At 73.0% G+C, this 11,183-nt stretch carries 9 protein-coding genes; 1 reads left to right on the top strand and 8 read right to left on the bottom strand.

Annotation, left to right across the window (positions count from 1 at the left end):
• Together ACIQOV_RS09735 and ACIQOV_RS09730 are read right to left on the bottom strand one after the other, a co-directional pair.
• Window positions 1-787: WXG100 family type VII secretion target (locus ACIQOV_RS09735; RefSeq protein ID WP_401046848.1), on the bottom strand; the 787-nt coding region annotated here is incomplete at its 3' end.
• A gap of 43 nt (window positions 788-830) precedes the next feature.
• Window positions 831-1,313, bottom strand: a complete 483-nt coding sequence (locus ACIQOV_RS09730; protein ID WP_401046845.1) for a hypothetical protein — start codon at window positions 1,311-1,313, stop codon at window positions 831-833.
• A 578-nt stretch (window positions 1,314-1,891) separates the two neighbouring features.
• Here ACIQOV_RS09730 and ACIQOV_RS09725 point away from each other — a divergent pair.
• Window positions 1,892-3,931 (top strand): FUSC family protein, encoded by a 2,040-nt coding sequence (locus ACIQOV_RS09725; RefSeq protein ID WP_401046842.1) that lies wholly within the window; start codon window positions 1,892-1,894, stop codon window positions 3,929-3,931.
• Between the two features lie 138 nt (window positions 3,932-4,069).
• On the opposite strand, the gene ACIQOV_RS09720 is transcribed toward ACIQOV_RS09725, so the two are convergent.
• The 6 genes from ACIQOV_RS09720 to ACIQOV_RS09695 all read right to left on the bottom strand — a co-directional run bounded on the left by ACIQOV_RS09720 (window position 4,070) and on the right by ACIQOV_RS09695 (window position 10,973).
• Window positions 4,070-5,923 carry an ABC-F family ATP-binding cassette domain-containing protein gene (locus ACIQOV_RS09720; RefSeq protein ID WP_401046840.1) on the bottom strand — a complete coding sequence of 618 codons (1,854 nt, stop codon included), beginning with the start codon at window positions 5,921-5,923 and terminating at the stop codon, window positions 4,070-4,072.
• Window positions 5,924-6,096: 173 nt separating this feature from the next.
• The gene (locus tag ACIQOV_RS09715; protein WP_401046837.1) at window positions 6,097-7,014 is read right to left on the bottom strand and encodes a 4-(cytidine 5'-diphospho)-2-C-methyl-D-erythritol kinase; all 918 of its coding nucleotides are present in this window, start codon (window positions 7,012-7,014) and stop codon (window positions 6,097-6,099) included.
• Window positions 7,011-7,892, bottom strand: a complete 882-nt coding sequence (rsmA, locus tag ACIQOV_RS09710; RefSeq protein WP_359899756.1) for a 16S rRNA (adenine(1518)-N(6)/adenine(1519)-N(6))-dimethyltransferase RsmA — start codon at window positions 7,890-7,892, stop codon at window positions 7,011-7,013. Before rsmA ends, ACIQOV_RS09715 begins: the two co-directional genes overlap by 4 nt.
• A 68-nt stretch (window positions 7,893-7,960) precedes the next feature.
• A complete protein-coding gene (locus ACIQOV_RS09705; RefSeq protein ID WP_380539304.1) occupies window positions 7,961-8,839 on the bottom strand; it encodes a TatD family hydrolase in 879 nt (292 codons plus the stop codon).
• 1 nt (window position 8,840) lies between these two features.
• On the bottom strand, window positions 8,841-10,463 hold the full coding sequence (gene metG, locus ACIQOV_RS09700) for a methionine--tRNA ligase (protein ID WP_401046833.1): 1,623 nt from the start codon (window positions 10,461-10,463) through the stop codon (window positions 8,841-8,843).
• An 84-nt stretch (window positions 10,464-10,547) separates the two neighbouring features.
• On the bottom strand, window positions 10,548-10,973 hold the full coding sequence (locus tag ACIQOV_RS09695) for a hypothetical protein (RefSeq protein WP_380539298.1): 426 nt from the start codon (window positions 10,971-10,973) through the stop codon (window positions 10,548-10,550).
• Window positions 10,974-11,183 lie beyond the last annotated feature (210 nt).

The raw sequence follows: 11,183 nt of genomic DNA, 5'->3' as shown, positions 1-11,183 counted from the left end.
GGCCGGGGCCGCCCGGACCAGGGTCACGGGGCAGGACCGTGCCGCCGCCGTAGTTTCCGCCAGGCGACCCATCGCCTCCACCGACACGTCCACCACTCGAACGGGGTGTGCGTACCGAACCCCCGGAGCCGCCGGTGCCTCCGGAACCTCCACCGTTGGGGTAGACGGAAGTGTCGCCCCTACTGGCCGAACCGGGCGTTCCCGGCAGCACCACGTCCGTGGGAATCCCGTTCAGCGTCGTCGTCGCCGCGCTGTAGGCCTGCGCCAGCTTCTCCATCTGGAGAACGGCTTCCTGGTGCTCCTTCTCGACCTTCGCCTTGGCCAGGCTGAACTCCGTCGCCGTCACCCACTTGGGGTCGACCGTCTTCATGTAGGCATCGACGGACTGACCAACGGCGAGTTGGGGCACCTTCACCAGGTTCGACTGGCTGTTGTACTTGTCGACCGCCTGGATCTCCGTCTTCGGAGGCTCCGGCACGGCGACCTTGGCGGTACTGAGCGCCTCGCCGGCCTGGTGCATCGCGTCGCCGGCAGTCGTGGCGTGGTCGCCGATGATCTGCGCCGACTGCTGCAGGTTGTTCACCCAGGTCTTGAAGTTCTCGGCAGCCGGCCCTTCCCAGGTGACGTTTCCGACGTGCGACTTGAGCGCCGTACTCAGTTCCTTCAGCACCCGCCCGGCCGACTGCAGTTGGGTGCCGCGGCTGAGGATCGTCGTCGGATCCGTGCTGTCCACCATCTTGCGCAGGTGGGTGTGTTCCATTCCTTCGAAGTTCGTGCTGCCTGCCACTACTTGCTCCCCGTCTCCCCGTAGAACTCTCCCCGGACCGCCATCAGTACTTTCCGTCGCCCGACCCCGGTGCCGGTGTGGTGGCACCCACGTTCTTCGCGACGGCGTTCTGAGCGGCCGTCGTGTGGTCCTCGTTGGTTCCGTAGATGCTCGCCGTCCGCGAAACCGCCGTCTGCATCGCCTGGATCTGCGACGCGAGGTCCTTGTGCAGCTGTACGAGCTGGGCGTGCACCTTCTCGTAGGCGGCGGTCAGGGCCGTCGCCTCGGCGAACTCCGCGCTCGCGAAGCTCTTGCCCGTCAGCTTCTGCTCCTGGAGCTTGTACGGCGCCGCCGCCGAGCCCTCCATGGCGGCGAGCAGGGCCTCGACCTTGCCGGCGAAGGTCGTGAGCGTGTCGAGCTCGACCTGGACGTTCTGCTTGCCGAAGGCCGCCACCAGGTCATTGGCGCTGCCGTTCGTCTGCAGGGTGCTGACGAACGGAGCGAGGTCGACCCCACCCAGAGGCCACGGGAGCTTGTGCTCCAGCATGAACGGCGTCGCGTCGCCGGAAGGCGCCTGACCGTTCGGGTCGGTGCCCGCCGCGCTGGGCTCAGGATTCGCCGACGCGCTGGGCGCGGGGCTGGACGACGGGCTGGGCGCGGGACTCGCCGATGGGCTGGGCGAAGGATTCGCCGACGGACTGGGCGTAGCGCTCGGCGAAGGGTTCGCCGACGGCGTCGGCGTGGGACTGGGTGACGGACTCACCGAAGGAGTCGGCGTCCCCGGACTAGTTGCACCATTGCCTGCCACAGCAGTTCACCTCTCCCCCGTACGGCCCGCCGCGCCCGGGCCTCCCGGGCTGCCGCGTGCCGCAACACACCGTCAACTTCTGGTTCGTACCGTCCTGGTCGGAGCACCGACCGCCCTGTGGACGGTTTTCGCCTCCGTCATCGTAGCCACCACCCCTGTCGGCCCGGCAGGGACCTTGGCCCGCCCGTACGCGATCGGTACGAACTTGACACGTACGAGGCTGCCGCGGCGGCCCTGGGTAGACTGACCCGGTACGCCCCATCTGCCGCGCAATGTCGCACAGCAGCGACCCGAGGCCGCAGAACGGACGTGACCGCGTGAGCTCTTCCGACGTCTCTCCTTCCCCCTGGTGGGCCCGTGCCGCGCGGCCCGCGCGGCCGCCGGTGCCGGTGGCGCTGATGGTGCGGGCGGCGGTGGGCATGGCGGTGCCGTTGATGGTGGGGCTGCTGACGCACCGGCTGGATCTGGGGGTGTTCGCCGGGCTCGGGGCGATGCACGCGACGATGAACGACCGGGTCGAGCCGGGCAGGCTGCGGGCCGCCCGGATCGGGACGGCGGTCCTCGCCTCGGCGCTCGGCATGCTGATCGGCACCGCGCTTCAGCACGCCGACGTGGACGGTCTCGTCCTGGGTGTCGCGTTGACGCTGACCGCCTTCGTCTCCGGCGCGCTGAGCGCGACGGGTCCGCGCGGTTCGGCGGCCGGGATGCTGCTGCTGGTGTCGGCCGCGCTGGGCAGCGGGATGCCGCTGCCGCGGCCGTGGTGGGCGGCGGCGCCGATGCTGCTGGTCGGGGCGGCGTTCGTGGTGCTGTTGGGGCTGCCGGCGGGTGCGCCGAACCGGCCCGCCGCGGATCCGCGCAACCGGGCGCTGGCCGCCGCGTACGACGCGCTCGGCCGTACGCTCGCCGATCTGGGCGGGCCGCGGGCGGGGGTCTCGCGCCAGGTGCTGACGGCCCGTCTGAATCAGCTCCAGGACCTCCTCGGCACGCACCGGCGGAGCCGACAGAACCGGCGGAGCCGCCGGACCAAACAGGACCACCGGACCAAACAGGACCACCGGACCGCACAGGACCGCCGGACCGCACAGGACCGCCGCGGCCGGATGTACGAGGCCGCCCTCGCCGCCACCGAGGCGGCGACCGGTCTGGTGTGGGCCCGCCGTCCGGTCCCGCCGGCGGTGGCCGAGGTGCCGAACCGGCTGGCGGCCGCCGTGCGGCAGGGCGGCGGCGAGGTCGCCGTACCCGACTGGCGGCCGGACACCCCGTCGCGGCAGGCCCTGGACGTGGCCCTGCGCGCCGCCGCCGACACGGTGGCCGGCCGCGACACCCGGCTCGGTACCGCGCCCGCGCCGCCGCCGGATCCGTGGCGGCTGCGGGCGCGGCTGCTGTCGCGGGGTTCGGTCCGGTACGGGCTTCGCGTCGCGCTGTGCATCGCGGTCGGTTCGGCGGTCACCGCCAACTACCCGCTCAGCAAGAGCTACTGGGTGCCGATGACGATCGCCTTCGTGCTCAAGCCGGATCTCGGGTCGGTGTTCCTGCGCGCGGTGAGCCGTTCGGTCGGCACGGTGCTCGGGGTGGCCGTGACCGCGGCGCTGCTCACGGCCGCCACCGACGAGTGGGCGCTGACCGCGATGGCCGCGGGCTGCGTGGCCCTGCTCCCGTACGCGACGGCGGCGCACTACGGGTTGAACACCGTGGTGATGACGCCGATGGCGCTGGTCCTGCTCCAGCTCGGCGGGCAGAGCGGTGCCGCCGAGTTCTGGCCGCGGGTCCTGGACACCGTGCTGGCCAGCGCGATCGTCCTGCTCTTCGGCTACCTGCTGTGGCCGGAGCGCCCGCGCCATCGGATCGAGCCCAGGCTGGTCGACGCGACGACGGCGCTGCGGGCCTACCTCGACGCCGTCGTCCAGGACGCCACCACCGCCACCATCGGCGCCGGCGACACCGGCGACACCGGCGACACCACCGTCCGGAACGGCAACGCCCAGGTGTGGCTGCGCCGCTCGGCCTACCGGTCGCTGGCGGACGCCCGCCGGGAGGTCCAGCAGGGCCTGGCGGAGCCGCCGCCCACCGGCCGGCTGGCCGAGCGGTGGCTGCCGGCTACGGCGGCGCTGGAGCGGCTGGGCGGCGCGGTGGCGGCCTTCGCCGCGCAGATCCGGTACGGCGGCCGGCTGCCGGACCCGGGGGAGGTGGGCCGGGTGCGGCGCGCGCTGGACGAACTGACCGCCGCCGCCCGGGCGCACCGCCCGCCGACGACCCCGGCGGCCCGTCCGACCGCCCCGCACGACCCGGCGCGCAGTGCGCTGGGCCGTGCGGCGGAGGAGCTCGAAACGCTCCTCGGCGGCCACCCCGGCAGGTGATCCGGCTCGGACCGCGCCGACGAGCGACCCGGCTCGGGCCGCCCCGACCGGCAGCCCGACCGGCAGCCCGACCAGTCCGACCAGCAGCCCGACCGGCAGCCCGACCAGTCCGACCAGCAGCCCGACCGGCGACCCGCCTCAGACCTGCTCGGCCAGCTCCAGCCAGCCCATCTCCAGCTCCTCCTTCTCCTCCCGGACGGCGCGCAGCTGCGCGTCCAGCTCCGCGACCTTGGAGAAGTCGGCGGCGTGCTCGGCGAGTTGGGAGTGCAGCTTGGACTCCTTCTCGTCCAGCTTGGCGATCTGCCGCTCCAGCTTCTGCATCTCCTTCTTCGCCGCCCGCAGGTCCCCGCCGGACAGCGCGGGGGCACCGCCCTCGGCACCCGGGCCACCTGCGGCACCCGCACCGGCCGAACCCGCGCCACCCGCGCCCGCCGGAGCGGCAGCGGGAGCCGCGGCGGCCATCCTGGCCCGGCGCTCCAGGTACTCGTCCACGCCGTTCGGCAGCATCCGCATCTTCCGGTCGCCGAGCAGCGCGTGGACGGTGTCCGTGGTGCGCTCGATGAAGAAGCGGTCGTGGCTGATGACGATCATCGAGCCGGGCCAGCCGTCGAGCAGGTCCTCCAGCTGGTTGAGCGTCTCGATGTCCAGGTCGTTGGTGGGCTCGTCCAGGAACAGCACGTTGGGCTCGTCCATCAGCAGCCGCAGCAGCTGGAGCCGGCGCCGCTCGCCGCCGGACAGGTCGCCGACCGGCGTCCACTGCTTGTCCTTGCCGAAGCCGAACTGCTCGCACAGCTGGCCGGCGCTCATCTCCCGGCCCTTTCCGAGGTCGACCCGCGAGCGGACCTGCTCGACGGCCTGGAGCACCCGGGTCGCCGGGTCCAGCTCGGCGACCTCCTGCGACAGGTAGGCCAGCCGCACGGTCTTGCCGACCTTGATGACGCCCGACGCCGGCTGGACGTCGCCCTCGGAGGTGTACGCGTCGCGCAGCGCGCGCAGCAGCGAGGTCTTGCCGGCGCCGTTGACGCCGAGCAGGCCGATCCGCTCGCCGGGGCCGAGCTGCCAGGTGATGTTCTCCAGCAGCAGCTTCGGGCCGGCCGTGACGGTCACGCCCTCCAGGTCGAAGACCGTCTTGCCGAGCCGCGCGTTGGCGAACTTCATCAGCTCGGACGTGTCGCGCGGGTCCGGCACGTCCGCGATCAGGGCGTTGGCGGCCTCGATCCGGTAGCGCGGCTTGGAGGTGCGGGCGGGGGCGCCGCGGCGCAGCCAGGCCAGCTCCTTGCGGGCCATGTTCTGGCGCTTCTGCTCCTCGACGGCCTCGATCCGGGAGCGCTCGGCGCGGGCGAAGACGTAGTCGGAGTAGCCGCCCTCGTACTCGTGCACCTCGCCGCTCTGGACGTCCCACATGCGGGTGCAGACCTGGTCGAGGAACCACCGGTCGTGGGTGACGCAGACGAGCGCGGAGCGGCGCTTCTGGAGGTGCTCGGCGAGCCAGTTGATGCCCTCGACGTCGAGGTGGTTGGTGGGCTCGTCGAGGACGATCAGGTCGGGCGAGCCGAGCAGCAGCTTGGCGAGCGCGATCCGGCGGCGCTCGCCGCCGGAGAGCGGGCCGATGACGGTGTCCAGGCCGTCGGCGAAGCCGGGCAGGTCGAGGCCGCCGAAGAGGCCCTCGATGATGTCGCGGATGCGGGCGTCGCCGAGCCACTCGTGGTCGGCCCGGTCGGCGATCACCTCGTGCCGGATGGTGGCCGTCGGGTCGAGCGAGTCGTGCTGGGTGAGGACGGCCATCTGGAGGCCGCCGGAGTGGGTGATCCGGCCGCCGTCGGGTTCCTCCAGCTTGGCGAGCATCCGGATCAGGGTGGTCTTGCCGTCGCCGTTGCGGCCGACGACGCCGATCCGGTCGCCCTCGCTGACGCCCAGGCTGACCGCGTCCAGCAGGGCGCGGGTGCCGTAGACCTTCGTGACGGACTCGATGGTGGCGAGGTTGACGGCCACGTGTGCTGCGCTCCTGGGTTCGGCGGTCGCGGGGCGGTCCGCCGCTCAACGGCCGGGTGCCCCTGTCGGGACACCCCGATCTCTCCAGCCTAATGGGCCCGCCGGAGCGCCCTCACCGCGTCGGTCCGCCGGGGACGCCCCGGCACCGGTCCGTGGGTGGCGCCCTCACCGCGTCAGTCCACCAGGGAGGCCCCCGGCACCGGTCCGTGGGTGGCGTGCGCGGTCCGGCAGGTGCCGGAGGCCCGCAGCGCCCCGGCCACCGCGGCGGCGGCGTCGGCGTCCTTGACCAGGAAGGCGCAGGTCGGCCCGGAGCCGGAGACCAGGGCCCCGAGCGCGCCCGCCTCGGTGCCGGCGCGCAGGGTGGCGGCGAGTGCGGGGCGCAGCGAGAGCGCGGCGGGCTGGAGGTCGTTGGCGAGCGCGTCGGCCAGGGCGACGGCGTCACCGTGGGCGAGGGCGTCGAGCAGCGCCGGGTCGGCGTCCGGGGTGGGCACGTCGGTGTCGCTGGAGCCGGTGCCGGCCTCCTCGCGCAGCCGGTCGCACTCGCGGAACACGGCGGGGGTGGACAGGCCGCCCTCGGCGACCGCGAAGACCCAGTGGAAGGTGCCCCCGGTGGTCAGCGGCTCCAGGATCTCGCCCCGGCCGCGGCCGAGCGCGACGCCGCCGAGCAGGGCGAACGGCACGTCGGAGCCGAGTTCGGCGGCCAGTTCCAGCAGCACCGGCAGCGGGGTGTCCAGCTGCCAGAGCGCGTCGCAGGCGACCAGCGCCGCCGCGCCGTCGGCGCTGCCGCCGGCCATGCCGCCGGCCACCGGGATGGCCTTGGCGATGTGCAGGTGCACGCCCGGGTCGGCGATGCCGTGGTGGGCGGCGAGCAGCCGGGCGGCGCGGGCGGCGAGGTTGCTGTCGTCGAGCGGGACGACGGCGGCGTCCGGGCCGGAGCAGCTCAGTGTCACGCCTTCCCCGGCGGTGGCGGTGACCTCGTCCCCGAGGGCGACCGCGAAGAAGACGTTGGCCAGGTCGTGGAAGCCGTCGGCGCGCAGGCCGCCGACCCCCAGCTGGACGTTGACCTTGGCCGGTACCCGTACGGTGATCACACGGCGTCCTTGGCGGGCTTGTGCTCGGCGATCGCGGCGAACTGCTCGACCGTCAGCATCTCGCCGCGCAGCTTGTGGTCGATGCCGGCCGCCGCGAGCGCCTGCTCGGCCCCGGCGGCGGAGCCCGCCCAGCCGGCCAGCGCGGCGCGCAGGGTCTTGCGCCGCTGGGCGAACGCGGCGTCGACGACCGCGAACACCTCCTCGCGGCTGGCGGTGGTCCTCGGCGGCTCGCGGCGGATCAGCGAGACCAGCCCGGAGTCGACGTTGGGGGCGGGCCAGAAGACGTTCCGCCCGATGGCGCCGGCCCGCTTCACGTCGGCGTACCAGTTGGCCTTGACCGACGGGACGCCGTACACCTTGTTGCCCGGCTTGGCGGCGAGCCGGTCGGCGACCTCGCTCTGCACCATCACCAGGGTCCGCTCGATGCTGGGGAAGGTCGCCAGCATGTGCAGCAGGACGGGCACGGCGACGTTGTACGGGAGGTTGGCGACCAGCGCGGTGGGCGCGGGCCCGGGCAGCTCGGTGACCTCCATGGCGTCGCTGAACACCAGGTCGAAGGAGTCCGCCTTGCCCGGCATCCGGGCGGCGACGGTGTCCGGCAGGTGCCGCGCCAGCACCGGGTCGATCTCGACCGCGGTGACGTGCCGCGCCACCTCCAGCAGTGCCAGGGTGAGCGAGCCGAGCCCGGGCCCGACCTCCACCACCGTGTCCTGCTCCGTCACGTCGGCGGCCCGGACGATCCGCCGCACGGTGTTGCCGTCGATGACGAAGTTCTGCCCGCGCTGCTTGGTCGGCTTCACGCCGAACGCGGCGGCCAGCTCCCGGATGTCGGCGGCGCCCAGAAGGTGGCTGTCAGGGGTGGGGTCGGTGGTGCTCACGCGCCAAGGATACGGGCGCGGGGGCCGCCGTCCGGACGCGCCGATCCGGACGGGCCCCGGCCTCGGGCTCAGTACCCGAAGGCCCTGGCGGTGTTCGCCGCGACGGCCGTGCACAGCTCGTCCTCGGCCAGGCCCAGGGTGGCGGCCATCGAGCGGACCGTGACCGGGATCAGGTACGGGGCGTTCGGGCGGCCGCGGTAGGGGTGCGGGGTGAGGAACGGGGCGTCGGTCTCGACCAGGATCCGGTCCAGCGGGGTGGCGAGCAGGGCGTCGCGCAGCGGCTGGTTGGCCTTGAAGGTGACCGGGCCGGCGAAGGAGAGGTACCAGCCGTGCTCGGCGCAGACCTCGGCCATCCCGGCGTCGCCGGAGTAGCAGTGGAAGACCGTCCGCTCCGGGGCGCCTTCGGCCAGCAGGACGGCGATGACGTCCTCGTGGGCGTCGCGGTCGTGGATGACCAGGGCCTTGCCGTGCCGCTTGGCCATCTCGATGTGGCGGCGGAACGACTCCTTCTGGATCTCCACGCCCTCCGGCCCGGTGCGGAAGTAGTCCAGGCCGGTCTCGCCGACCGCCACCACCTGCGGGAGGGCGGCGAGCCGGTCGATCTCGGCGAGCGCCTCGTCCAGCGCGGCGGCGCCGCCGGCCTTCCGCTGCTGCCCGGACCAGCCGTCGGCGTCGCCGAGGAAGATCCGCGGCGCCTCGTTCGGGTGCAGGGCGACGGCCGCGTGCACCTGCTCGTACTGGGCCGCCAGTTCGGCGGCCCAGCGCGAGCCGGGCACGTCGCAGCCCACCTGGACCACCGTGGTGACGCCGACCGAGGCGGCCTTCGCCAGGCCCTCGGCCGGGGTGCCGGACTGCATGTCGAGGTGGGTGTGCGAGTCGGCCACCGCCACGGCCAGGGGTTCCGGCAGCGGCGGCGGGGTCGACCGGGCGTCGTCCTTGGCGGCCATGTCAGGCGGTCGGCTTCTCTTCGAGGCGCGGGAAGAGGATCTCGCCCTTGGTGACGGTGGCACCGACGGGCAGCCGGCCCCAGTCGGCCGCGGTGGCGACGGTCTGCGCGCCGAGCGCGCCCAGCCCGGCGGCCTCGGCGCCCAGCGAGGCCCACAGCTTCTCGGCGGTGGACGGCATCACCGGGTTGAGCAGCACGGCGGTGGCGCGCAGCGCCTCGGCGGCGGTGTAGAGGATGGTGGCCAGGCGGGCCTGCCCCTCCTCGGACTCGTCCTTGGCGACCTTCCACGGCTCCTGCGTGGTGAGGTAGCCGTTGACCTGCTTGACGAACTCGAAGATCGCCGCGAGGCCGCCGGCGAAGTCCAGCTCCTCGCCGATCTTCAGGTCGGCGGCGGCGACCGCCGCGGTCAGCCCGTCCGCGACGGCCTGCTCGGCGTCACCGGCGGCGGTGGCGGCGGGCAGCACCCCGTCGAAGTACTTGCCGACCATCGCGGCGACCCGGGAGGCCAGGTTGCCGAAGTCGTTGGCCAGCTCGGAGGTGTACCGGGCGGTGAAGTCCTCCCAGGAGAACGAGCCGTCGGTGCCGAACGGGATCGCCCGCAGGAAGTAGTAGCGGTACGCGTCCACGCCGAAGTGCGAGGTCAGGTCGGTGGGCGCGATGCCGGTCAGGTTGGACTTGGACATCTTCTCGCCGCCGACCATCAGCCAGCCGTTGGCGACGACCCGCTTGGGCAGCGGCAGCCCGGCGGCCATCAGCATGGCGGGCCAGATGACGGCGTGGAAGCGGAGGATGTCCTTGCCGACCAGGTGGACCGAGGCGGGCCACAGCTCGGCGAAGCGCTCCGGGTCGCTGCCGTAGCCGGCCGCGGTGATGTAGTTCTGCAGCGCGTCCACCCACACGTACAGGACGTGCTTCTCGTCCCAGGGCAGCGGGACGCCCCAGTCGAAGGTGGAGCGGGAGATCGAGAGGTCCTTGAGGTCCTGCTCGACGAAGCGCAGCACCTCGTTGCGGGCCGAGGCGGGCTGGATGAAGTCCGGGTTCGCCGCGTAGAACTCCAGCAGCCGCGGGCCGTAGGCGGAGAGGCGGAAGAAGTAGTTCTCCTCCTCCAGCCACTCGACCGGCCGCTTGTGCACGGTGCAGAGCTTCTCGTCCGCGGTCGCGCCGTCGAGCAGCTCGGCCGGGAGCTTGAACTCCTCGCAGCCGACGCAGTACGGGCCGGAGTAGCCGCCCTTGTAGATCTCGCCCTTGTCGTACAGGTCCTGGACGAACTCCTGCACCCGGGCGGTGTGCCGCTCCTCGGTGGTGCGGATGAAGTCGTCGTTGGCGATCTCCAGGTGCTCCCAGAGCGGCTTCCAGGCCTCCTCGACCAGCTTGTCGCACCACTGCTGCGGGCTGACGCCGTTCGCCTCGGCGGTCCGCATGATCTTCTGACCGTGCTCGTCGGTGCCGGTCAGGTACCACACCTTCTCGCCGCGCTGGCGGTGCCAGCGGGTGAGGACGTCGCCCGCCACGGTGGTGTACGCGTGGCCCAGGTGCGGGCGATCGTTGACGTAGTAGATCGGGGTGGAAACGTAGTACGCCGGGGCGGTCGCCCCGGTGGTGCTGTGGTCTGCAGTGGCCGCCATGGTCGGAAAGCTTAGTCGGGCGCGCGGACCGCCCTCGACCGAGTTGTTCCCGGCCGGGGGCGGTCCCTCCTCGTCGCCCCGGTGTCAGCCCAGCAGCCGCGACCAGAACCGGGCCCAGCGTCCGCGCGGCCGGACGGGCTCGGCCACCGGGGGCGGCCCGGCCGGCTCGGCGTGCGCCGGGTAGCCGGGGGCGTGCTGCCACTGCTGGTCGGCGGTGGCCACCCGGCCCTCGCGCATGATCCGCACGGTGTGGCCGCCGCACCCCGGGCAGGTCGGCTTGAGCAGCGGGGACGGCACCCGGACGCCGTTGGCGTGGTACTCGAACACGACGTGGCCGTCCTTGGCCACGTGGTGCTCGATGTCGTACGCCTGCTCCCAGCCGTACCCGCAGCGCAGGCACGCGAAGGAGTAGGCCTCCCGTACGGTTTCGACGGGAGTGTGCGGCCGGCCGGCCAGACCGGCGGTGCTCAGTGCGTTGCCACTGCGCGGGCTACCGACAACATCGCTCATGGCCGTCTCCCAGCGCCCGCCGGACGCTCGCCCGGCTGGGTCTTTCCCTTCCAGGAAATGCCCGGACATCCCCGGGTGACGCCCCACTTGTGAAGACTTGGATGCCGGTTGGGGAGCCCTATACGAAGGGCCTCCCCGGGACCGAAAACCGCGACCGAAGCTTCAGCTCAGCGGGTGTTTACCGGGGCCTTCCCTCCACGGTACGACTCC

Source organism: Kitasatospora sp. NPDC091257, from assembly GCF_044757675.1.
GTDB lineage: Bacteria > Actinomycetota > Actinomycetes > Streptomycetales > Streptomycetaceae > Kitasatospora > Kitasatospora lactacystinica.
The sequence above is the reverse complement of the archived record's forward strand: the minus strand, read 5'-3'. Positions and strand labels throughout refer to the sequence as shown.

Bases quoted from the DNA above. Each gene is read 5' to 3' on its own strand.
- ACIQOV_RS09730 (WP_401046845.1), bottom strand. From the start codon at position 1,313: ATGCTGGAGCACAAGCTCCCGTGGCCTCTGGGTGGGGTCGACCTCGCT.
- ACIQOV_RS09705 (WP_380539304.1), bottom strand. From the start codon at position 8,839: ATGGCCGCCAAGGACGACGCCCGGTCGACCCCGCCGCCGCTGCCGGAA.
- metG (WP_401046833.1), bottom strand. From the start codon at position 10,463: ATGGCGGCCACTGCAGACCACAGCACCACCGGGGCGACCGCCCCGGCG.
- ACIQOV_RS09695 (WP_380539298.1), bottom strand. From the start codon at position 10,973: ATGAGCGATGTTGTCGGTAGCCCGCGCAGTGGCAACGCACTGAGCACC.